This is a genomic window from Capnocytophaga catalasegens (assembly GCF_026005215.1).
Classification (GTDB): Bacteria; Bacteroidota; Bacteroidia; order Flavobacteriales; family Flavobacteriaceae; genus Capnocytophaga; species Capnocytophaga catalasegens.
In genome coordinates this window covers 48,690-71,296 of the sequence record NZ_BPMA01000036.1, presented here as the reverse complement: position 1 = coordinate 71,296, position 22,607 = coordinate 48,690, and the positions used below count along the sequence as shown (strand labels likewise).

Sequence of the window (22,607 nt, the reverse complement as noted above, 5' to 3'; positions counted from 1 at the left end):
AAATGATTGCGACAATCTGCTTCTGTACCGAAATGCGCCATGAAACTGAAAATATTCATAACTATTGATTTTGAGGCAAATATACAAAATTATTTTTAATTACGGATATACAAAAGTAAATTATCAAGATGTAACTAAATCGAATTAAGAGGAATTTAATTATTAATTTTTTTATTATCAAAAAAATCTATTCATTAGTAGCAATCAGTTTGCTAACATTATGTGTATTAAGTTGTTCAAAAGATAGTAATGAACCAACACCAGCACCTAACCCAACTCCAACGCCACCTACAAATAAAAAAGCAACAGTAGTGGTTACAGCGACAGTAAAAGGTATTTCTATGTCAGAAGTAAGCGTAATTCTTTCTGAAACTACTTTTACACCAGATAGTAATGGAGATATATATGTTACTAATAAACAAGAAAGAAACCTTTCTACTGATGGGAAAGCATCATTTGATGTAGCAAACTACATAGGAAAAGATTTGTATTTTATTATTAGTGTTAAAGCTACAAATGAATTTATCTCTTCTGAGGTAAAACATACTATTGTAGAGGGAGATAATGCTATATCGCTTTCTGCTGAAAAGAAACAAGTTGGGGCAAAAATAAAAGTAATAAGAGATGGGAAACCTTCGGCTAATGAAGAAGTGTATGCATTAAGTAGTTTTGAAATTCAATCTTTTGAAACATTAGTAAAGACTACAGGATATAGAGAAACGATGAAGGAAACATTCAATACTAAAAAAACTACTGACAATGAGGGTGTTGTAACCTTTGATAATTTGACATATTCTGGCAAATATAAATTTGTAATCTTCGGGAAAAATGAATACCAAGCAGTTGATGTAGATGTAGATAAAAAAACTTTGAAACAAGCTACTATCAATATTGTTTCAGAACAACCTGTGAAAATTACAATTACTAAAAATGGTAAAAAAGTTGCATTACAAAAGGTTTATGCTATTGAAGCAAGTTATTGGATTTCTGGAAAAGATGATGATTTTTACAAAAAAATAGTAGAAGATGAAACTTCTGAGAGAGCAATAGATCTTGCAATAAAAAATACACATTTATCAACAGTTGCAGAAACTAATGCAGAAGGAGTTGCTGTTTTTGATAATTTAAAAAAATCACAATATGTATTTGTTACTACAACAGGAATTGCAAAACCTAAATATGCAGGTGTTGCTCTAACTGTGGATAGAACAGCTCAAAACCGAACTGTTGATGTTGGTGCAGTAAAACCGCCTGTCGAAAAAGGAACACTTACTTTGGAATGTACCTCAAAAAATCCGTATCAGGTAGTTATTACCAATAGTACAGGGAAAGAGGTCGTTAATGTACGAATGGAAGGAAAATCGTCTAAACAATATTCTTTGGAGTATGGTACTTACACAATAAAAGTTACTCAAATTAGAGGATATATTTTTAATCCAACAATAGAAACATACGAAACAACTTTATCAAGTACTAACAAAACACGTAAAGTAAGTTTTCCTGAATAATGGGTAAAATTATTATAAGCATAGAAAAAAGCTACCTAAATGGTAGCTTTTTTCTATTTTATTTTAAATTTATTCATTCATTGTCAATAAGAATTCTTCATTATCACGTGTTTTTCTAATTCTATCTTCCATAAATTCCATAGCTTCAATAGGGTTCATATCAGCTAAATATTTACGAATAAGCCACATTCGTTGAAGTGTTTTTTCTTCGAGCAATAGGTCATCACGACGGGTAGAAGAAGCAACAAGGTCAATAGCAGGGAAAATACGGCGATTGGCAATACGGCGGTCAAGTTGTAGCTCCATATTACCAGTTCCTTTGAATTCTTCAAAGATAACTTCGTCCATTTTTGACCCCGTTTCGGTAAGTGCTGTAGCTATGATAGAAAGAGATCCTCCATTTTCGATATTGCGTGCAGCTCCGAAAAAACGTTTTGGCTTGTGCAAAGCATTGGCATCAACTCCCCCTGTAAGTACTTTGCCCGAAGCCGGTTGCACAGTGTTATAAGCTCGTGCTAATCGAGTGATGGAGTCAAGTAAAATAACAACATCGTGCCCACATTCTACAAGGCGTTTTGCTTTTTCAAGTACAATATTCGCAATTTTTACATGTTCTGAAGCTTCTTTGTCAAATGTTGATGCAATAATTTCTCCCTTTACACTTTGTTGCATATCGGTAACTTCTTCGGGGCGTTCATCAATAAGCAAAACCATTAGATAAACCTCTGGGTGATTGATAGCGATAGCATTAGCTATATTCTTGAGTAACATTGTTTTACCAGTTTTTGGCTGTGCTACAATCATACCGCGTTGTCCTTTACCTATAGGAGTAAATAAATCCATTATTCGAGTTGAGATAGTAGCATTTTTGTCAGCTATTTTGAAGCGTTCCATTGGAAAAAGTGGTGTCAAATGATCGAAAGACACTCTATCACGAATTTCTTGTGGGTCGCAACCATTTACTTTTACAACTTTGATTAAAGGAAAATATTTTTCTCCTTCTTTCGGTGGGCGTACAGTTCCAAAAACAGTATCTCCTGTACGAAGTCCAAAAAGGCGAATTTGCGATTGAGAAACATAAATATCATCAGGAGACGATAGGTAATTATAGTCCGAAGAACGCAAAAATCCGTATCCATCTTGAACAATATCAAGAACACCTTCACACTCTACAATACCCTCAAATTCAAAATCGGGTGAGCGATAGCGATTGCGTTTTTCTTTGTCAAAATTTTCATTATTTCCCGAAGAATTTTTGGGTTGTTTTGTACCATTTTCTGGTTTTATATTATTATTATGATTTTGAGAAACTTGTTTATTATTATGATTTTGAGTATTTTGAATACTTTGAGCAGGCTGTGTGTTCGTTTGCAGAGACACTACTTTTTGTGGTTCTTTTGTAGCTGGTGTTTGTTGTGAAGAATTTTCAACTTTTTGATTGGTTTTCTGAGTTTTTTTATTTTGTTTCTTAGCTATTTGTGGTTTTTCAGAAGAAGTTTCTTTGGGTTTTATTTCGTCTTTTTGAGTTTTTTCTTCCAAAGATTTTTCAATAGTAGGTTTAGTAGAAGTTTCTATGGTTTTGAGTTGTTTAGTTTGTGTAGCTTTTTTGGCTGTTTGTTTCTTTTCGTTCTTTTTTGCTGAATTTGTTTTCTGATTTTTTGGAGCAAAAATCTCTATTGTTTTAGGATTTTCTGCCTGAAAATCAATAATTTGGTAAATGAGTTCTTCTTTTTTGAAGCTCTTAAATTTGGGTATGCCCATCGTTTTGGCAAGTTCTTGAAGCTCAGGGAGTTTCTTTTCCTTTAAATCTGAAATGTCAAACATTTGTTATGAATAAATTTAATAATTAAATACGTAACTTAAAGTAAAATCAATGAACTGATTCTCAAAAGAATTAAATTCATTTTGTTGTAAAAATAGAATATATTGTTTAGATAATAAACTATAATGAGGTTTTTTTAATCTTTTGGGTATTTATTATGAAGTATCTACCCGAAGTGAGGTGCAAAGTTGCAACATTTTTTTATAAAAAACAATTTTTTTACTCAATTTTTTTTTATTACCTTTGCCCTTGATAATATTGATATAATGATACAACGCATACAAACTATTTATTTACTAATAATTGTACTTATAAATAGTATAGTTCTTTTTCTTTTTCCGATAGATTTTATAACAAATATCGGAATGGGAATTGTTGCTACATTGGCACTTATTAGTATTTTCTTGTTCAAAAATAGAAAAAAGCAGTTTGTTTTCAATAGAATAAACATACTTTGTAACCTTATCATACTGGGAGTATTGGTGTATTGGAAGCTAAATTCATCTGGAGAGGTGGAAATTTCTGAGAAAGGTGTTCTGGTGCTTGTTCCGCTCATTTCTATCGTATTCTTATTTATGGCTAATAGAGCCATTCGCAGAGACGAGCAACTTGTAAAATCAGCTGACCGATTACGCTAATACCTATCATCTTAGTAGTTTTAGTGCGTAAAAAATCCTATGCTATGCGTAGGATTTTTTTATTTGGGCTATTTGAGTCAGTAGCTGGTTTATTTCGTGCTTGGTATTGAATGCGTGTAGGCATATGCGTAATCGTTCTTCGTTTTTGGGGACTGTGGGAGCAAGAATGGGTTTTATACCGATACCTTGTTGTTGCAAATTAGTAGCATAGCTCTTTGCCAGATTAGTAGAAGAGAGCTTCATAGCTTGAATAGGGGATTCAGATGAGATAAATAGGTGCGATAAACCGAGTTGGGTAATTTCGGTTTGAAATAAATGTATGTTGGCATGTAATAAGTCTCTGCATGAGCTATCTGTAAGGAGCTTATAGCTTGCTAAGGTATATGCAATAGCCTGTGGAGGTAAGCCCGTAGTATAAATAAATGAACGTGCGAAGTTTGTAAGATAGCTAATTACTTCTTTGTGGGCTAAGATAGCTGCTCCGTGACTACCTAATGCTTTTCCGAAGGTAACTAATCGGATAAAGATACTATCTTGGAGGGATAGATGCTGTACAAGTCCTTCTCCGTTTTTACCATAAATACCTATGGCGTGTGCTTCATCAACGATGAGAAATGCTTTGTATTTTTTGCAGAGTAGAACCATTTGTTCCAAATTGGGGCTATCGCCATCCATAGAGAATACGGATTCGGTAGCTACATATACTGCATTGTATGATGGAGTATATCGGCTTAATAATTCTTCAAGATGTGATAAATCGTTGTGTTTAAACTTTAAAGCTTTTGCATGGCTAAGTGAAATTCCATCACGGATAGAAGTGTGTATATATTGGTCATAGAGTATCAAATCATTTCGCTGAGGAATACTGCTAAATACTCCTAAATTTGCATCGTATCCGGAGTTAAATATCAAAACGCCTTCTGACTTATGAAAGCTACTTAAAAAGGATTCTGCTTGGGTATATAAAGGGTGATTTCCTGATATAAGTCGAGAGCCGGTAGCTCCATTTTGCAGAGGTAGCTTCTTTAAAATAGCCTCAGCTTCTATCTGAATAACTTCACTTCGGGCAAATCCTAAGTAATCATTTGACCAAAAATCAATCGGAAATGCTTCTGAGGAGAGTTCTCTAAGGGCATTTTCTTCTTTTCGCTGGTTTAATTTGTCATAAATAGACTTTGGAATTTTCATTTAGCTTCTTTTTTGTATTAAAATACCTATTCCCCAACTTGCAAAAGCAGGTAATACCCATGCCAGATTATACCTTGATAATGGAATAGTACTAAACCAACTTGGTAGCGTAATACCTAATGCACTGATAAAGTCAGGTAATGAAAATAGGAAGGTAATGCTAATAACTAATCGGAATATGAATGTAGATGTCCATTTGTCTGATACTAAATTTAAGAATATTAGCATAATGACCATTGGATAGATAAGTACTAAAATAGGTATTGCTATTTTGATAATGTACTCAACTCCGGTTTTTCCTAATAATATACCTACGATACAAGAGAGTATCACTATGATGTTGTAGTTCTTATTTGTTCCTCCACTAATGGTCTTAAAGAAATCTCCAGCCCCAGTAATAATTCCCACGGCAGTGGTAAAACAAACAATAGTTACAGCTGTTGTTAGCAATAGATACCCCATTTGTCCTAAGGTATGCTGACTTACTCCACTGAGTATCTGCGAACGAGTTGCTTGTTCAGGAAACTGGCTACTAAGAATAGTACCTGTATATATAAAACCTATATAAATGATAAATAGGGAAATACCACTTATAATTCCAGCATATATAGTAATTCTTTTTTTCTGTGAAAAGGAAAGTGAAGAGTCCATATTGAGTGATATGGTAATTACGCCCCCAATAATAATAGAGGCTATTCCGTCAAAGGTTTGATACCCTTCGAGCAATCCAGTTGCAAACAGATTAGTTGCTTGTGAGGTTGGGATTTGGTTATCTATAAAGAAAATTGCTTTACCTATCATAAAAAGAATAATAACTAACATAAGAGGCGTTAGATACTTTCCTAAGATACCTATAATCTTATTCCGATTGAAACACAAGTAGCCCACAAGGGCAAAATATAGACTATTGAATAGTAGCGGATTGATAGAAAACACTGGAGCTACTGAGAGTTCATACACTACAGAGGCTGTACGAGGTATAGGTAGCGTAAGACAGATTATATACATAACTGCGCCAATAATAAGCCCAAACTTAGGATATACTTTTTTACCAAAATCGAGCATTGTCCCTTGTAATTTAGCTTGTGCAAGTACTCCCAATAGTGGAATTGCTACTGCAGAAAGACAGAAACCTAATGCAACAATCAACCATTGGCTTTCAGCTTTGCTTCCTAACTGCGGAGGAAGAATAAAGTTTCCACCCCCGAAGAACATAGAGAACATAGCAAAGGCAGTAATCCATATTTTTTTAGTAAATTGATTGCTTGAAGAATTATTGGCTTGTTTCATATACTAACTTCTTATCGCACAAAAGTACAAAAGTTTTCTAAAAAAACAATAAGAAAGGAGCTAAAAACTATTTTTTGTATAAAAAATTAGAAAAATTGTATCATTTTTGAAAAAAAAGTTTACTTTTGTGCGAACTATCAAACACTAACGAATGAAAAAGATTATTTTAACTGCATTGGCAATTAGCTTTTATGCTATATATGCCTGTAAAGACAAGGTTTTAACGAAACAAAATTCGTTGGATCATGTAGAAGAACTTACCTTAGAGCAACTTAAAGATTCGCTACTTAAACTACAAGATGAGCGATATGACTTCCAGTACTTCGATATTAAGAGTAATGAAGATGCGCTTTACTTCTTTGAGCAAAATGGAATAGAAGATGCTGAGAATTATATTATCTCAAAACTTTTGGAGACGAATATCACCAAAGATGAGCATCACCCACTTATTGAATATCGCCCAAGACGTGGGAAAAAATTCCAGATAAATAAAATTAAAGTCCTAAACCAAAAGTGGGCGATATGTGACTTTTCGGACGGACTTGATTGGGGACACTTATTGGTTCGCTTCGACTTGAATGATGATAAGAGTTTATCATTCAAAACACTTGACCAAATCTTATACGTGAGTGATATAAAACCTTAGTGAAATATGTAAATTGTTTTAATATGATAAAGAAAATTGTACTATTAGGAGCGCTCCTTGTAGGGGGGTATTCTTTTGCCCAAGAGGCATTGACCATTGAGAAATTGTGGCAGATAAAACGCATTAGTCCTATTGGGCTAAGTGATAATAAAACCGAAATTATTTATTCGGTTACTACACCCGATGTAGAAAAAAACTCCTTTGAGCGTACCTATTATAAGTGCCCTATTGTAGGAGGGGCTTCTGTAGAAATATCGGCAGAGACCGCTCAAAAATTGCAGCAAAAGGTATCAAAAGACGGAAAGTGGGTACTAATTGATAAACCTGTTCGCATAGAAAATGTATTAGCCCCTGAGATATACGCTGACCTAAAAAAATCCTCTGGGAAACTCTATACAAATCTTGACTACCGTCATTGGGATAAGTGGTCAGATGGCACGTACCGACACGTATTTTTGCAAAGCGTAGCTAACCCTTCCCAAGAAATAGATCTATTAGAAGGGCTACCTTACTATTGTCCGCAAGAGCCTTTTGGAGGTAGTGAAGACTATATTTGGCATCCGTCAGGTAGTAAAGTACTCTATGTAACCAAAGCTAAGCGTAGGACTGACTATGTAGTGAGTACCAATACAGATATTTATGAATATGACCTGCAAACCAAGCAGACTAAAAACTTAACTGAAGGTATGATGGGATATGATAGAAATCCAGCTTTCAGCTCTCAAGGTGTACTGGCTTGGCTTAGTATGGCAACTGATGGTAATGAAGCTGATAAGAATGATTTGTATATAGATTATAAAGGAAAAAAAATAAACCTAACCAAAGACTTTGATCTTACTATTGAGAGCTTTATGTGGAATGATTCGGGCAATTCTATCTATTGTATTATTGCTACTCAGGGTACAACGCAGCTCTTTGAGCTATTTCCATTTAATAAAAATAAAGTAGCTATAAAACAACTAACACGCGGGAAGTATGACATTAGTAGCATTGTAGGTCAAAGTGGTGATAAGCTACTTGTTACGAAAATGGATATGAATCATGCAAGTGATATTTATACATATTCGATTAAGAGCGGTCAGCTTATGCAGCTTACCAAAGAGAATGATGCTTTATATACAACGATTAAAAAATGCCGTGTAGAAGAACGTTATGTAACTACTACAGATAATAAAAAGATGCTTACGTGGGTTATCTATCCACCCGATTTTGACCCAAGTAAGAAATATCCTACCTTACTTTATTGCCAAGGAGGTCCGCAGTCTCCATTAAGTCAATTTTATAGCTTCCGATGGAATTTTCAGCTAATGGCATCGAATGGTTATATTGTGGTAGCACCCAATAGACGGGGTATGCCGGGATTCGGTGTCGAATGGAATGCACAAATAAGTGGTGATTGGGGTGGACAGGTAATGCGCGATTACCTATCGGCAGTTGATGACATTAAAAAAGAATCGTATGTAGATGCTAATAGGATAGGAGCCGTTGGGGCAAGCTATGGCGGATACTCAGTGTTCTACTTAGCAGGTATTCACCAAAACCGATTTAAGACCTTTATAACCCATTGTGGTGTATTTGACCTTCGTAGTATGTATGGTACAACCGAAGAAAAATTCTTTAATAATAATGAACAAGGAGGAGCGTATTGGAAAAAAAATGCTACGGCAGTACGCTCATATAGTGAGTTTAATCCTATCAATTTTGTAAATAACTGGACAACACCTATTTTGATTATACAAGGAGGAAAAGATTACCGAGTACCCAAAGAACAAGCCTTCCAAGCCTTTACAGCGGCACAGCTTAAAGGTATAAAAAGCGAACTGCTTTTCTTCCCTGATGAGAACCACTGGATATTACAGCCCCAAAACGGAATATTCTGGCAAAGAACTTTTTATCGTTGGCTTAAAGAAACATTATAAGAATAAGGATAAAAAACAAGTGGGATATACCTATTATATATAATAGTATAGATTTTATATTTTTTATTAGTTATTCATCAGATTTGAAAATAGATTTTTTATTTTTTAGGTAAAAGAAAATTGATTAGAAATATAGTTTTATACATATTAGCTATAAAAAAATGTATTTGCTATGACCTCTTATTTTTTTTAGATAAAAGAAAACAAGTTGGAAAGTAGATTTTTTATTTTGTAGGTAAAAGAAAATAGATTGGAAAAGTATTTTTTAATTAGTTAGCTATAAAAAAATGTATTGGAAATAGGTTTTGTAGTTTGTTAGCTATAAGAAAATGTATTTGCTATAACTTTTTATTTTTTTTAGGTATAAAAAAATAGATTTTGTTGTACACTGAAAAAAAATTAGTGCTAAGCCAATAGATTTTATAAGAACTATCTTATTTATTAGCTTCTAAAAAATAGCATTTCTTATATATTTTTATAAAAAAAACTACTTCATTGAAAAAAATAATAAAAAAAATAGTAAAAAAAGTAACTTTATATAAATAAAATATAGTACCTTTGCAACAATTAAATAGCTTTCAAATGAAAAATTTAACAACTATCAACTCATTAGCCTTAGATAAGCTAAATAATGATGAGTTTGCTCAATTTATGAAAGGGGTTGTCAATCTAGCAACCAATGCAACATTGGAAAAATTATCAGTAAAAGAAGATGTTTTCAATGAGCTAAAACGAAATTTGGAACTACTTACCGAGGCTTCTCGACAAAGTAGATTAAGCCAAGAGACTGAAAAACTAATATCACTTGATAAACAACGTAGCGAATTGCTATCGTTTGTTGTATCTTCGTTTAGTTTAGAGCGCAAAAATGTAGTAACTTCACGTAAAGAAGCAGCTACTGTACTCTATAAAGAGTTTAAAAACTACAAAGGAGTACAAACCTTGCCTATTCGGCAAAAATCACAAGCGATTGATGCACTACTCAAAGATCTTAAAAAACCTCAGTTAGAACAATACGTGAATATATTAGGACTTCAAAAGTCCGTAACCGCTTTGGAAGATTTGAACCAACGCTATCAAAAGCTCTTAGAAGGACGTGCTGAAAATCAGGTTAATGTTTTATTAGTTAATGTAAAGAAAGTTCGTAAAGAAACTCGTGAGCTTTATTATGAAGTAGTAAGATATGCCTATGCGATGAATTTGATAAATCCGTCAGAAGAAAGTATATCTTTTATTAACCTACTTAATAAATTAATTGAAGATACTAAGAATGCTAATAAACAACGATTAGCGCAATCTTCTTCTGCTAAAAATGGAATGAAGACCGAAGATAAAGATTCTATAAACCTATAAGTAGAGATATAACTTATTTATTAAAAAAATTAGTAAGTATGAAAACAAGAGAAAGGCTAATGGATTTACGAGCCGAAATGAAAGCAAACCAGATAGATGCTTTTGTAGTATATAGCGCTGACCCACATGCCAGTGAATACCTCCCTGAGTTTTGGTTAGAACGTGCTTGGATTTCAGGATTTACAGGTTCGGCAGGTTTAGCTGTAATTACGTTAGATAAAGCAGGTGTTTGGACAGATTCTCGTTACTTTGTACAAGCAGCTGACCAGCTTCAAGACTCTGGTTTTGTATTATTCAAAGATGGCGTAGAAGGAACACCAAGCTATATAGATTGGCTCGTACAAGAAATACCACAAGCAGGTAAAGTAGCAGTAAATGCCCTTTGTACCTCACACATAGCTTGGGAGCTACTTACTCATAAGTTAGCAACTAAAGAAGCTACTTTAGTAGATAATCCATTACTAAAATCAGTATGGAAAGAGCGGCCTATTGACCAAAAACATGCTATCTTTATACAACCAATACAATATGCAGGCAAATCAGTTCAGGATAAAATAACTTCGATTCGTAGCCAAATGGTAAAAGAAGGTGCTACAATTCACATTGTAACTACCTTAGATGATATTGCATGGATAACCAATTTGCGTGGTAGTGATGTAGCATATAATCCAGTATTTTTAAGTTATCTGATTATTACCCCCAACAAAGTGAAGCTATTTACCGATATAGATAAATGTGACGCTTCGGTACAAAAGCACTTATCAGAAGCTAATATAACCCTGCTACCTTATAATAGCTTTTTTGATGAATTAGCTAAGATAGAAGCTCAAAAGGTTTTAATCTCTGGTAATGCAAATCAGTCTGTATATGAAGCACTTAAAAGTACAAATACATTTATACAAGCTGAACCTCCTTCACAACTTCAAAAGGCAATAAAGAATACTACAGAGCTAGAAGGCTTTCGTATAGCTATGAAAAAAGATGCTGTAGCATTGATTCATTTCTTATATTGGTTAGAGACGCAAGTAGGGAAAGAGGCTATGGATGAGTATAGCATAGGTCGTACCTTAGAGGAATTTAGAGCAAAGCAAGAAAATTTTGTAGGGAATAGCTTTGGAGAGATAGTTGGCTACGAAGGGAATGGTGCTATTGTACATTATTCAGCTAATAAAGAAACTGCAAAGTCTGTTCTTGATAAAGGTACAATACTTATTGATTCAGGAGGTCAGTATCGAGAAGGTACGACCGATATTACACGAGTTATTCCCTTAGGTAAGTACTCTGATGATTTTAAATATGATTATACGTTGGTACTTCAAGGTATGATTGATTTGAGCATGACAAAATTCATAAAGGGTACGCGTGGTGTCCAACTTGATGCTTTTGCTCGTATGCCCCTTTGGCGTCAGCACCGCGATTATGGACACGGAACAGGACACGGTGTAGGAAGCTTTCTAAATGTACATGAAGGTCCTCAAAACATTCGTAAAGACTTACGTGATATCCCCTTATTAGAAGGTATGGTTTGCTCCAATGAACCAGGTTTATACCGAGAGAATATGTATGGTATTCGCATTGAAAACTTAGTAGCTGTCCAAAAAGATGGAACTTCTGAGTTTGGCGAATTTTATCACTTTGAGACTTTAACACTTTGTCCCATTGATACACGACCAATACTTGTACATCTCCTTACCACCGAACAACGAAATTGGCTTAATGCTTATCATAGTCGTGTAGAGAAAGAAATTGCACCACTATTACCTACCGAGCAACGAAATTGGCTTGCAAATGCTTGCAAAGCTATCTAATAAATAAAAAAGAAGAGAAAAGGCTATTCATAATAATAGCCTTTTTATTTTGTAGTTACTATAAGTATAATATTTGTCTATATTTTTAGTAATAAAACATTTATTTTTATTATTTAAAATAAGTTTATTCTATTAAAAATAGTTATCTAATTTATCTATAACTACCCTAAATTATAAAAAGGTTATTCCTGTTTTATTCTAATAGTAGCTATTTCCTTTTGTAGATTTTCCCTAATGAAAAGGAATGCAAGTATTTATTTTATTTTTAAATTTAATAGAGGTTAAAATAGGTTTTTTGTATTATAAATTATATCTTTGCTCCCTAATAATTGAAATATAAAAAAATGAATAAAGGAGCAATTTCTCAATTTATTGAGCAGAATTTTTTGCATTTCAATGCTGCAGCATTGGTAGATGCAGCCAAAGGATACGAAACACACCTTTTGGAAGGAGGAAAGATGTTAGTTTCGCTTGCCGGGGCAATGAGTACAGCCGAGCTTGGCATTTCGCTTGCCGAGATGATTCGCCAAGGTAAAATAGATATCATTTCTTGCACGGGAGCTAATCTCGAAGAAGATGTAATGAACCTGGTGGCTCACTCACACTACAAACGTGTTCCTAATTATCGTGATTTGACTCCACAAGATGAGTGGGATTTGCTTGAAAATCACTACAATAGAGTAACAGATACGTGCATTCCCGAAGAAGAAGCTTTTCGTCGTTTACAAAAGCATTTGGAAGCTGTTTGGCATAAGGCAGAAGCCAATGGAGAACGTTATTTTCCGCACGAGTTTCTATACCAAGTAGTCAATTCGGGAGTGTTGGAGCAATATTACGAAATCGATCCGAAAAACTCGTGGATTGTAGCCGCTGCCGAGCGTAACTTACCGATTGTTTGTCCTGGTTGGGAAGACTCTACTACGGGGAATATCTTCGCTTCAAACGTTATTAAAGGCAAATTAAAAGCCGCAACAGTGAAGTCAGGTATCGAATATATGGTATATTTAACTGAGTGGTATAGAGCCAATTCGGGTGGGAAAGGTGTAGGTTTCTTCCAAATAGGGGGAGGGATAGCAGGTGATTTCCCAATTTGTGTCGTACCGATGATGTACCAAGATTTGGAATGGACTGATGTGCCTTTCTGGGCATATTTCTGCCAAATTTCAGACTCAACTACCAGCTATGGTTCTTACTCGGGGGCAGTGCCTAACGAGAAAATTACTTGGGGTAAATTAGATGTTAATACTCCAAAGTTTATCGTAGAATCTGACGCGACAATTGTAGCTCCACTTATTTTTGCATATGTTTTAGGAAAATAATATTTATTACAAAGTAAGTTGAAAAAGGCTATTCATAAATTTGATTGGATAGCTTTTTTGTAATTTAATATACTCAAATTTCTATGGATTTATTTAGTTTAGAAAGCAATAAAGCAGAAGTTTTCGATAAAATACAAAATTTGCGTAAGGAACTGACTGAGCATAATTATAAATATTATGTATTGGATAATCCTACGATTTCTGATTATGATTTTGATATGAAACTCAAAGAGTTACAATCACTCGAGAGACAATATCCTGAATTCTATGATGCTCAATCGCCCAGCGTACGAGTAGGAGGGGAAGTTGTTAAAAATTTCCAGACCATTCAGCACGAACATAGAATGTATTCGCTTGATAATGTGTATTCTAAGGAAGAATTAGAAGATTGGGAAAAAAGAGTTATCAAACTCGTTGGGCAAGATAATCTTACATTTGTTTGTGAATTAAAATACGATGGAGCTTCGGTAGATTTAACATATGAAAATGGAGTACTAAAACAAGCGCTTACACGAGGAGATGGTATACAAGGCGACGACATAACAGCCAATGTACGTACAATAAAAAGTGTTCCTTTGTTACTACAAGGTGAGTATCCTGAGAAATTTCATATTCGCGGAGAAATAATTCTTACCAAAGAAGGATTTACCAAAATGAATGCGGAGCGAATAGCAGAAGGAGAAGATCCGTATATGAATCCGCGAAATACTGCAAGTGGAAGCCTCAAACTACAAGATAGCTCCGAAGTAGCTAAGCGTCCTCTTGATTGTTTGCTTTATACTATCGTAGGGAATAATTTGCCATTGAAAACACAATTTGAAAGTTTACAAAAAGCAAGAGAATGGGGATTTAAAGTACCTAATCAGTCAAGACTTTGCAAAACAACTGATGAAGTAATGGATTTTATCAATTATTGGGATACGCATCGACACGAGCTTCCGTATGAAACCGATGGTGTAGTGGTTAAAATCAATGAGGTACATTATCAAGAAGAGCTTGGATTTACAGCAAAATCACCACGTTGGGCAATGGCTTATAAATTTAAAGCTGAACAAGTTGTAACTCAGTTACATAGTATTTCGTATCAGGTTGGTAGAACAGGAGCGATTACTCCTGTGGCCAATCTGGAGCCTGTACTCTTGGCAGGAACTATTGTAAAACGAGCATCACTTCATAATGCTGATCAAATTGCAAAACTTGACATTCGCTTGGAAGATAGTGTTTTTGTTGAAAAAGGAGGGGAAATTATTCCCAAAATTGTTGGTGTTGATATACAAAAGCGTCCTTTGTACTCTAAACCTATACAATATATTACAAATTGTCCAGAATGTAATACAGAATTAGTTAGAAAAGAAGGCGAAGCACAGCATTTTTGTCCAAATTATGAGTGTCCTCCGCAGGTAACGGGGCGTATTCAACATTTTATTTCGCGTAAAGCAATGGATATTGAAGGGCTGGGAGCTGAAACGATAGAGCTTCTTTTCAAAGAGAAACTTATAAAAAATTATGCAGATTTGTACGAATTGAAACCTGAAAATTTGCAGTATTTGGAGAGAATGGGAGAAAAAAGTGCTAATAATATTATTCAAGGTATTGAAAAATCATTGCAAATTCCGTTTGAGCGTGTATTGTTTGCCTTAGGAATACGATATGTAGGAGAAACAGTTGCTAAAAAATTGGCTCGTGAATATCATTCTATCGAAAAATTAGAAAAAACAACTTATCAAGAACTTTTGCTTATTGATGAAATCGGAGAACGAATAGCTCAAAGTGTAGTTGATTTCTTTCAAGATGAAACTAATCGAGTTTTAATCGCCCGATTGAAAAGCTACGGAATACAAATGACTATTAAAGAAGAGGACTTAGCAAATGATTCAGATAAATTGAAAGGATTGATTTTTGTTGTTTCGGGAGTTTTTGAGAAATATTCACGTGATGAATTAAAAGAACTGATAGAAAAAAATGGTGCGAAAGTAGGGTCATCTATTTCTTCGAAAACAAATTATGTGATAGCAGGAGCTAATATGGGACCGAGCAAACTTGAAAAAGCAACCAAATTAGGAATACCTATCATTTCCGAATCAGATTTTGAGCAGATGATTTAAAAAGAAAAGTGAATAAATTTGATTTTTAAAATCAAATTTATTCACCTAAACGGAAGTTTATTTCAATAAAACCGATTTGTCGTACAGGAGCTTTTGTATCTGCATTCCAACGATATGTTTGTGCTGTTTTTCGGGCAGCATCTAACAAGCATTGCGCAGAATTGGTTGTACCTTTTACTCCTGGAGTCGCTTTGACTACTTTACCACTTCGATCAACTTCAATTTGAACAACAACCCGTCCCGATTCATTACAATCTTGTGGTATTTTTTGTCCATCTTCCAAGTTGCGTCCATTCAATCCCCATCCTTTACCACTTCCAGAACCACCACTACCACCACTTCCGTAGAAACTACTTGAATAAGGATTGCCGTTGGGACTACCCTTATGTCCAGCAACGTTATCATTACCTTGTCCACCTCCCGAAGTGTTTGCATCAGTTTTTTTTGAAGCTCCTAAGATGTTGGACAAAGCATCGGTTGTTTCAGAAGATGGTTTTGGCTTTTCAGGTTCTTTGGGTGTTTCAGCTACTTTGGGTTTTATTTCTTGTTTAGGAGTTGTTTTTTTCTTTTTTTCTGGGACAACAATTGTTTCTTGATCAGTTTCTTGTGTAACAACTTGTTCTTGCGAAGCAACAGGTTCAGAAGGAGTTGGTATAGGTTCTTGGGGTGTCTGAGGTACTTGCGGTGCTGATTTAGCAGGAGCAGGCGGTTTGATTTCGCCCATACCACGAGAATCTGTACCAAAGGTAATAGTGATACCTTTCTCTTCGGGAGGGTCTAAATATTTCATTCCCGTGAGAAACATCAGAAGTACAAGTAGGCAAAGTATGACACTTGTTAAGGCAAAAGATTTTCGTTTATGTACTGTATCTAATAGCATTTTTATATAAAATACTAAATAAAATATTGATTATTTTTTACTAATTAGGACGAACAGCCAAAATTAGTTTGTATTGATTTCGGTTTGCAATATCCATTACAGTTACTGCATTCTCAATAGGAACACTTTCTTCAACACGTAGTATAATTGTTGGAGTTTCTACATTTTTGCTTTGTAAAACTTGGTGCAATTCGCTCTCAATATCGGTAGGATCTATTTCTTTTTTATCAATAAAATATTTTAAATTTTTGTTGATACTTACTGAAACATTCTGTGTATTGGTCGATTTTCCTTTAGCTTTAGGGAGTAATAAATCTAAAGCATTTGGACTATTAGCAGTTAGCATAAAGAAGACAAGCAACAAGAATACGATATCTGTCATTGACGACATGCTAAATTCAGGGCTTACCTTGTTTCTTCCTTTGATATTCATTTTAAATCAGAATTAAATAGGTTCATTCAAAAGGTCTAAAAATTCTACTGCGGTAGCTTCCATTTTATGAACTACCTTATCGGTACGAACCACTAAGTGATTGTATCCCATATATGCTACAATACCTACAATAAGTCCAGCGACAGTAGTTGTCATTGCTGTGTAGATACCTCCTGCCAAAACTCCCATTTCAGCTTGACCACCGCTGGTAGCCATTTCGTGGAAAGCCATAATCATACCAACAACTGTTCCTAAGAAACCAATCATAGGACCTGCTCCTGCTATAGTTGCCAAAATAGCTGAATTTTTTTCTAACTTGTAAATTTCCAAAGCTCCAGCATTTTCGATAGCTTTGTTTATATCTGTCAATGGTTTTCCTATACGTGAAATCCCTTTGGCTACTAATCGTGATACGGGAGTATTGGATTGAGCACAGAGCATTTTAGCAGCTTCTAATCGTCCAGCAGCTATATTGTCACGTATCATATTCATAAAATTTGAATCTATTTTAGAGGCAGCAGCAATAGCAAATGAACGCTCAAAATAAATGTAAAGAGCTACTGCCAACATTAGGAATAACACTCCAATGATAATTATACTTGATGTTCCTCCATCAAGAATTAGATTCATAATGGAAAGCGTTTTTTCTTCGCTTGCAACAGTATCTATTACGGGGTCTGTTGCTAAATCAGTTTGTAAAAATAACATAGTTTATGTGTATTTAAAAATTATACTTTTTGTTTTCAAGGCACAAAACTACATTTTTTTTTCAAAACAACCTATTATTTTAAAAAAATATTCACTTTTTATCAAAATATTTTTTTTACAGAAAATCAAAATTGAAATATTTTTTGTACTAAAGATAAAATTGTTGTGAATAAAATCAGTATCTTTGCACTTATTTTTAATAAACTTCGATGAAAAAAATACAAACATCAAATTATCCTATTTATTTTATAGAAGATACATATCAACCTTTAATTGATTTAGTTGAAAAGAAAAATTATTCTAAAATTTTTATTTTGGTAGATACTCATACGAACGAATATTGTTTGATGTATTTTTTACAAAAATTTCCTTTTGAGGTAGAAGTTATTGAAATAGAAACTGGAGAAGAATATAAAAATATAGAAACTTGCTTAGGAGTATGGGGTGCAATGTCAGAGTTGGGAGCAGATAGAAAAAGTTTGCTTATCAATTTGGGAGGTGGAGTTGTTACTGATTTGGGAGGATTTGTAGCTTCAACCTATATGCGTGGAATTGATTTTATCAATATTCCAACATCTCTTTTAGCAATGGTTGATGCTTCGGTAGGCGGAAAAACAGGAGTTGATTTGGGCATGCTGAAAAATCAAATAGGAGTTATCAATACCCCTGAGCAAATCTGTATTGATATACAATATTTGCAGACTTTACCAAGTGAAGAATTACGTAGCGGTTTGGCTGAAATGTTCAAACATGGACTTATTTATGACGAAAATTATTGGAATCAAATGACGCGTTTGTCAGATTTTTCATTAGAAGACTTGCAAGGACTTATATATGATTCTGTACAGATTAAAAATCAGATAGTTACGCAAGATCCTACCGAAAAAGGACTTCGGAAAATACTTAATTTTGGACATACATTAGGGCACGCGATTGAGTCATTTTGCTTGCAAAATGAACATAGAAGACGACTTTTGCACGGCGAAGCTATTATAATAGGTATCATTCTGGCAAGTTTTCTTTCGGTCAAAAAGACAAGTTTTCCTCAGAAAAAATGTGATTTTATCAAAGAAAATTTATTACAATACTTTGAACAACAATCTTTTACCAAAAATGAAATATCTGAAATAATTTCTCTGATGAAGTTTGATAAGAAAAATTCACACGGAGCAATTAACTTTGTCCTTTTGGAGGATATAGCTAACCCCAAGTTAGATTGTCACGTTGATAATGATTTGATTTATCAGGCTTTTGAATATTATGTGGTGTAAATTTTATTATATATATGTCGTATAAAAAAATCCCCAAAACTTGATTTTCGGGGATTTTTTATTTTTCTAAACGAAATTTAATATAAAAATTCTTTTACTTCATTGACAATATGCGAAAGTGCCTGATTAGAAGGCGTTTGTTTATCAATAAATTCCGAAAGAATAGCTGTACGCATCGTATCGGCATCGGTTATATTTTCACTGGTTGCTACTTTACGAATAATCTGAATTGTAGCGCTTTTGGCAGCTTTGACAACATTCCAAGTGGCTTCACTGATGTAAATTTGTTGTGTAATATTATGGTCAAATTCGCTGTCAATTTGCTGAATGAGAAGTAGTTCATAAGCTCGTTTATCCTGAGAGAGAGGAGTTACTCGCATAAGCATTTTTTGCGGACTAATTCTATCCAAAAATAACGTTATTCGTTCATAAGCCTGTAAGCGAAGAGGCAAGGCTTGTTTTTGATTTTCTTTTAAAAGATAAAATTTGCGACGTTTTTCTTCGTTTTTGTAATGTAAAAAGAAGAAATAGTATGCAACAATTCCTACTATAATAGCTGGAATACAATAAGCAATGATTTCTATAATTTTATTCATAATAATTATGTATCAAAAATTCGGGACGAAATTACAATTTTTTTTCAAATAAATATAAATTGAAGATGAGAAAATTAAAAATAGATTTTTCGAACAGATTATTTATAGTAAGACCTAAGTTTTTTTAAATATTTTTGAAATAAAATTTGCTAATTCAATAAATTGTTGTACTTTTGCCCGCTGTATAGATTTTTAAGTAAAATCTTAAATAAAAGGAATGTTTAATTTTTTAAAATAATTTAGTGTGGACACATTAAGCTACAAAACGATTTCGGTTAATAAAACCACTGCCGACAAAAAATGGGTAGTAGTTGATGCCGAAGGACAGATGTTAGGGCGTCTTGCTTCAAAAGTAGCAAAACTTTTAAGAGGTAAGTACAAGCCAAGTTACACCCCGCACGTGGATTGTGGAGATAATGTAATTGTTATCAATGCAGAGAAAATCCAACTCAGTGGGTTGAAGATGGAGACGAAAGAATATATTCGTCACACAGGTTATCCAGGAGGACAACGCTCACAAACTGCCAAGCAGATTTTAGCAAAACACCCCGAAAGACTTGTGGAAAAAGCAATAAAAGGAATGTTGCCTAAAAACAAATTGGGCGCAGCAATATTCCGTAATCTTAAAGTGTATGTAGGAACAGAGCATAATCACGATGCACAAAAACCTACACTTATTAACTTAAACGAACTAAAATAATGGAAGTAATTCACAAAATTGGAAGAAGAAAAACTGCCGTAGCTCGTATATATATGAAAGCTGGAAGCGGTAAAATTGTGGTGAACAAAAGAGATTTGAACGAATATTTTACAACACCAATTCTTCAATACAAAGTGAAACAACCTTTTACATTGTTAAACGCAGAAGAGTCTTATGACTTGAATGTAAATGTATATGGAGGAGGTATTACAGGACAAGCCGAAGCTATTCGCTTGGCTGTTTCTCGTGCTTTGTGCGAAATAGATGTTGAAAATAGAGCCGTTTTGAAACCAGAAGGACTTCTTACTCGTGACCCACGTATGGTTGAACGTAAGAAATTTGGTCAGAAAAAAGCTCGTAAGAGATTCCAATTCTCAAAACGTTAATCATTATTATTTAATTTTAAAAAGTATAAATCCAGTTGTCGTTGTTTCTCCAAAAGAGAAAATTAGTTTAGCATCCAAATGTTGTAGGCATGCTTTTGAGCAACCACTTCAACATTGCTAACTCAACGGAACGTAAACTATTACAAAAATGGCAAATACAATAGAAGTAAAAGATTTACTTGAAGCAGGTGTACATTTCGGACACCTTACAAGAAAGTGGAATCCGAGTATGGCTCCTTATATTTATATGGAACGTAATGGAATTCACGTTATTAACCTATATAAAACAGCCGCTAAGTTAGAAGAGGCTAATGAGGCTTTGAAGAAAATTGCTGCATCAGGAAAGAAAATACTTTTTGTTGCTACAAAAAAACAAGCAAAAGATATTGTTGCTGAAAAAGCAAAATCAATCGGAATGCCTTATATTACCGAAAGATGGCCTGGGGGAATGCTAACAAATTTCGTTACTATTCGTAAGGCTGTTAAAAAAATGTCATCTATTGACAAAATGAAGAAAGATGGTACATATGATACTCTTTCTAAAAAAGAAAAGTTGCAAGTAACTCGTTTAAGAGAAAAGTTGGAAAAGAACTTAGGTTCTATTGCTGATATGACGCGTCTTCCATCGGCTCTTTTTGTAGTGGACACTATGCGTGAGCATATTGCTGTCAAAGAAGCACAAAAATTAAACATTCCAGTCTTTGCAATGGTTGATACCAATTCAGACCCTAAACTGATTGATTACGTAATCCCTTCTAATGACGATGCTTCTAAATCAATCGAGAAAATACTCTCTTATGTAACAGAGGCTATCAGTGAAGGTATTAACGAGAAAAAACCTGAAAGCAAAGAAGAAAAAACAGACAAATAATTTAATTTATTACTAACCCTAACAAAAGTGATTATGTTTGCCCAATCAAACATAATTACTTTTTCTTAAAAATAATAAAAGATATGGCACAGATTACTGCCGCAGAAGTAAATAAACTAAGACAAGCTACCGGAGCAGGTATGATGGATTGTAAAAATGCTTTGGTAGAAGCCGAAGGCGATTTTGATAAAGCTATCGAAATTCTTCGTAAAAAAGGACAAAAAGTAGCTGAAAAACGTGCAGATAGAGATTCTGCCGAAGGAGCTGTTATTGCCAAAGTAAATGCAACAAATACCAAAGGTGCTATCGTTTCGCTTAATTGTGAAACTGATTTCGTTGCTAAGAATGAATCTTTTGTTACTTTGGCAAAAGAATTGGCAGAATTGGCTCTTAATTTCGATAATAAAGAAGCCTTCTTAGCTGCTGATTTTAAAGGAATTTCTGTTGCTGAAAAACTTACTGAACAAACAGGAGTTATCGGAGAGAAAATAGAAGTAGGTCAATTCGAAGTATTAGATGGAACATTTGTTGGTTCTTATATTCATGCAGGTAACAAAATAGCTTCATTGGTAGCACTTTCTGCTAAATTTGATGGTGTAGAAGAGGTTGCTAAGAATATCTGTATGCAAGTAGCTGCAATGGGAGCTCAAACCTTGTCTTACAAAGATTTTTCTCCTGAATATATTGCAAATGAAACAGAAGCTCGTATTGCAATTATTCAGAAAGAAAATGAAGAACTGGCTCGTTTAGGTAAAACACTAAAAAATGTTCCTAAATATATTTCGTATGCTCAATTAACAGACCAAGTGCTAAAACAAGCTGAGGAAGATGCCAAAGCGGAATTGAAAGCAGAAGGAAAACCAGAGCAAATTTGGGATAAAATTTTACCAGGGAAACTACAACGTTTTATAAGTGATAATACTACATTAGACCAAGAAAAAGCCTTGTTAGACCAAGTTTATATCAAAGATGATTCTAAAAAGGTTTCAGATTACATTAAATCAGTGAATAAAGATTTAGAAATTATAGGTTTTAAAAGAGTTTCTTTATCATAGATTTATTTTCAAATAAAAAATATAAAGAGTTGCCCGAATAGAGCAACTCTTTATATTTTTGTAAATTCTTTTTGTACAAAAATTTGTTGTTGAAACTTTATTTTTGTACTT

At 34.0% G+C, this 22,607-nt stretch carries 20 protein-coding genes; 13 read left to right on the top strand and 7 right to left on the bottom strand.

Translation table 11 applies throughout. The annotated features are described in order from the left end of the window. The first annotated feature begins 209 nt into the window (after positions 1–209). Positions 210–1,508, top strand: a complete 1,299-nt coding sequence (locus OO775_RS10075; RefSeq protein ID WP_264846962.1) for a hypothetical protein — start codon at positions 210–212, stop codon at positions 1,506–1,508. Positions 1,509–1,577: 69 nt separating this feature from the next. Here the strand turns inward: OO775_RS10075 and rho are convergent, their stop codons facing one another. Continuing rightward, complete coding sequence (rho, locus tag OO775_RS10070; protein ID WP_264846961.1) at positions 1,578–3,332, bottom strand: transcription termination factor Rho; 1,755 nt, start codon at positions 3,330–3,332, stop codon at positions 1,578–1,580. A 264-nt stretch (positions 3,333–3,596) separates the two neighbouring features. Between rho and OO775_RS10065 the strand changes: the two genes are divergently transcribed. Beyond that, the gene (locus tag OO775_RS10065) at positions 3,597–3,968 is read left to right on the top strand and encodes a DUF4293 domain-containing protein (RefSeq protein ID WP_264846960.1); all 372 of its coding nucleotides are present in this window, start codon (positions 3,597–3,599) and stop codon (positions 3,966–3,968) included. A gap of 42 nt (positions 3,969–4,010) precedes the next feature. Here the strand turns inward: OO775_RS10065 and OO775_RS10060 are convergent, their stop codons facing one another. Together OO775_RS10060 and brnQ are read right to left on the bottom strand one after the other, a co-directional pair. Next, positions 4,011–5,156 carry an aminotransferase class I/II-fold pyridoxal phosphate-dependent enzyme gene (locus OO775_RS10060; protein WP_264846959.1) on the bottom strand — a complete coding sequence of 382 codons (1,146 nt, stop codon included), beginning with the start codon at positions 5,154–5,156 and terminating at the stop codon, positions 4,011–4,013. Further along, entirely contained in the window at positions 5,157–6,446 is a 1,290-nt protein-coding gene (gene brnQ / locus OO775_RS10055; protein ID WP_264846957.1) for a branched-chain amino acid transport system II carrier protein, read from the bottom strand. It abuts the gene before it with no gap. A gap of 151 nt (positions 6,447–6,597) precedes the next feature. On the opposite strand from brnQ, the gene OO775_RS10050 reads away from it, so the two are divergent. The 6 genes from OO775_RS10050 to ligA all read left to right on the top strand — a co-directional run bounded on the left by OO775_RS10050 (position 6,598) and on the right by ligA (position 15,596). Further along, the gene (locus OO775_RS10050) at positions 6,598–7,092 is read left to right on the top strand and encodes a hydrolase (protein ID WP_264846956.1); all 495 of its coding nucleotides are present in this window, start codon (positions 6,598–6,600) and stop codon (positions 7,090–7,092) included. 23 nt (positions 7,093–7,115) lie between these two features. Continuing rightward, positions 7,116–9,011: a S9 family peptidase gene (locus OO775_RS10045; RefSeq protein WP_264846954.1), complete on the top strand. Its 1,896-nt coding sequence runs from the start codon at positions 7,116–7,118 to the stop codon at positions 9,009–9,011. Positions 9,012–9,593: 582 nt separating this feature from the next. Further along, positions 9,594–10,364, top strand: a complete 771-nt coding sequence (locus tag OO775_RS10040; protein ID WP_264846953.1) for a DUF6261 family protein — start codon at positions 9,594–9,596, stop codon at positions 10,362–10,364. Positions 10,365–10,402: 38 nt separating this feature from the next. Further along, positions 10,403–12,172 carry an aminopeptidase P family protein gene (locus OO775_RS10035; RefSeq protein WP_264846952.1) on the top strand — a complete coding sequence of 590 codons (1,770 nt, stop codon included), beginning with the start codon at positions 10,403–10,405 and terminating at the stop codon, positions 12,170–12,172. Between the two features lie 344 nt (positions 12,173–12,516). Next, complete coding sequence (locus OO775_RS10030; RefSeq protein WP_264846951.1) at positions 12,517–13,491, top strand: deoxyhypusine synthase family protein; 975 nt, start codon at positions 12,517–12,519, stop codon at positions 13,489–13,491. 83 nt (positions 13,492–13,574) lie between these two features. Beyond that, positions 13,575–15,596 (top strand): NAD-dependent DNA ligase LigA, encoded by a 2,022-nt coding sequence (gene ligA, locus OO775_RS10025; protein ID WP_264846950.1) that lies wholly within the window; start codon positions 13,575–13,577, stop codon positions 15,594–15,596. Between the two features lie 37 nt (positions 15,597–15,633). On the opposite strand, the gene OO775_RS10020 is transcribed toward ligA, so the two are convergent. Genes OO775_RS10020 through OO775_RS10010 form a run of 3 tightly spaced genes read right to left on the bottom strand, consistent with a single transcriptional unit; the run spans position 15,634 to position 17,617 of the window. Beyond that, positions 15,634–16,476, bottom strand: coding sequence for an energy transducer TonB (locus OO775_RS10020; RefSeq protein WP_264846949.1), 843 nt, complete (start codon positions 16,474–16,476; stop codon positions 15,634–15,636). Between the two features lie 40 nt (positions 16,477–16,516). Next, a complete protein-coding gene (locus tag OO775_RS10015) occupies positions 16,517–16,909 on the bottom strand; it encodes an ExbD/TolR family protein (protein WP_264846948.1) in 393 nt (130 codons plus the stop codon). Between the two features lie 12 nt (positions 16,910–16,921). Further along, positions 16,922–17,617 carry a MotA/TolQ/ExbB proton channel family protein gene (locus OO775_RS10010; RefSeq protein ID WP_264846947.1) on the bottom strand — a complete coding sequence of 232 codons (696 nt, stop codon included), beginning with the start codon at positions 17,615–17,617 and terminating at the stop codon, positions 16,922–16,924. Positions 17,618–17,826: 209 nt separating this feature from the next. On the opposite strand from OO775_RS10010, the gene aroB reads away from it, so the two are divergent. After that, complete coding sequence (aroB, locus tag OO775_RS10005) at positions 17,827–18,888, top strand: 3-dehydroquinate synthase (protein ID WP_264846946.1); 1,062 nt, start codon at positions 17,827–17,829, stop codon at positions 18,886–18,888. A gap of 77 nt (positions 18,889–18,965) precedes the next feature. Here the strand turns inward: aroB and OO775_RS10000 are convergent, their stop codons facing one another. Next, positions 18,966–19,484, bottom strand: coding sequence for a DUF7935 family protein (locus OO775_RS10000; RefSeq protein WP_373874568.1), 519 nt, complete (start codon positions 19,482–19,484; stop codon positions 18,966–18,968). A gap of 244 nt (positions 19,485–19,728) precedes the next feature. Between OO775_RS10000 and rplM the strand changes: the two genes are divergently transcribed. From rplM to tsf, 4 genes are all read left to right on the top strand, one after another. Then, complete coding sequence (gene rplM, locus OO775_RS09995) at positions 19,729–20,184, top strand: 50S ribosomal protein L13 (protein ID WP_264846945.1); 456 nt, start codon at positions 19,729–19,731, stop codon at positions 20,182–20,184. Then, positions 20,184–20,570: a 30S ribosomal protein S9 gene (gene rpsI, locus OO775_RS09990; protein WP_264846944.1), complete on the top strand. Its 387-nt coding sequence runs from the start codon at positions 20,184–20,186 to the stop codon at positions 20,568–20,570. Before rplM ends, rpsI begins: the two co-directional genes overlap by 1 nt. A gap of 148 nt (positions 20,571–20,718) precedes the next feature. Continuing rightward, on the top strand, positions 20,719–21,441 hold the full coding sequence (rpsB, locus tag OO775_RS09985) for a 30S ribosomal protein S2 (RefSeq protein ID WP_264846943.1): 723 nt from the start codon (positions 20,719–20,721) through the stop codon (positions 21,439–21,441). Positions 21,442–21,524: 83 nt separating this feature from the next. Further along, complete coding sequence (gene tsf / locus OO775_RS09980; protein WP_264846941.1) at positions 21,525–22,496, top strand: translation elongation factor Ts; 972 nt, start codon at positions 21,525–21,527, stop codon at positions 22,494–22,496. The last annotated feature ends 111 nt before the right edge of the window (positions 22,497–22,607 follow it).

Excerpts from the sequence above, each read along its gene's own strand:
- OO775_RS10035 (WP_264846952.1), top strand. The coding sequence starts at position 10,403 with ATGAAAACAAGAGAAAGGCTAATGGATTTACGAGCCGAAATGAAAGCA.
- OO775_RS10040 (WP_264846953.1), top strand. The coding sequence starts at position 9,594 with ATGAAAAATTTAACAACTATCAACTCATTAGCCTTAGATAAGCTAAAT.
- OO775_RS10015 (WP_264846948.1), bottom strand. The coding sequence starts at position 16,909 with ATGAATATCAAAGGAAGAAACAAGGTAAGCCCTGAATTTAGCATGTCG.
- OO775_RS10020 (WP_264846949.1), bottom strand. The coding sequence starts at position 16,476 with ATGCTATTAGATACAGTACATAAACGAAAATCTTTTGCCTTAACAAGT.
- OO775_RS10050 (WP_264846956.1), top strand. The coding sequence starts at position 6,598 with ATGAAAAAGATTATTTTAACTGCATTGGCAATTAGCTTTTATGCTATA.
- OO775_RS10010 (WP_264846947.1), bottom strand. The coding sequence starts at position 17,617 with ATGTTATTTTTACAAACTGATTTAGCAACAGACCCCGTAATAGATACT.
- aroB (WP_264846946.1), top strand. The coding sequence starts at position 17,827 with ATGAAAAAAATACAAACATCAAATTATCCTATTTATTTTATAGAAGAT.
- OO775_RS10060 (WP_264846959.1), bottom strand. The coding sequence starts at position 5,156 with ATGAAAATTCCAAAGTCTATTTATGACAAATTAAACCAGCGAAAAGAA.
- ligA (WP_264846950.1), top strand. The coding sequence starts at position 13,575 with ATGGATTTATTTAGTTTAGAAAGCAATAAAGCAGAAGTTTTCGATAAA.
- rpsB (WP_264846943.1), top strand. The coding sequence starts at position 20,719 with ATGGCAAATACAATAGAAGTAAAAGATTTACTTGAAGCAGGTGTACAT.
- rpsI (WP_264846944.1), top strand. The coding sequence starts at position 20,184 with ATGGAAGTAATTCACAAAATTGGAAGAAGAAAAACTGCCGTAGCTCGT.
- OO775_RS10045 (WP_264846954.1), top strand. The coding sequence starts at position 7,116 with ATGATAAAGAAAATTGTACTATTAGGAGCGCTCCTTGTAGGGGGGTAT.
- OO775_RS10030 (WP_264846951.1), top strand. The coding sequence starts at position 12,517 with ATGAATAAAGGAGCAATTTCTCAATTTATTGAGCAGAATTTTTTGCAT.
- rho (WP_264846961.1), bottom strand. The coding sequence starts at position 3,332 with ATGTTTGACATTTCAGATTTAAAGGAAAAGAAACTCCCTGAGCTTCAA.
- OO775_RS10000 (WP_373874568.1), bottom strand. The coding sequence starts at position 19,484 with ATGAATAAAATTATAGAAATCATTGCTTATTGTATTCCAGCTATTATA.
- tsf (WP_264846941.1), top strand. The coding sequence starts at position 21,525 with ATGGCACAGATTACTGCCGCAGAAGTAAATAAACTAAGACAAGCTACC.
- brnQ (WP_264846957.1), bottom strand. The coding sequence starts at position 6,446 with ATGAAACAAGCCAATAATTCTTCAAGCAATCAATTTACTAAAAAAATA.
- OO775_RS10065 (WP_264846960.1), top strand. The coding sequence starts at position 3,597 with ATGATACAACGCATACAAACTATTTATTTACTAATAATTGTACTTATA.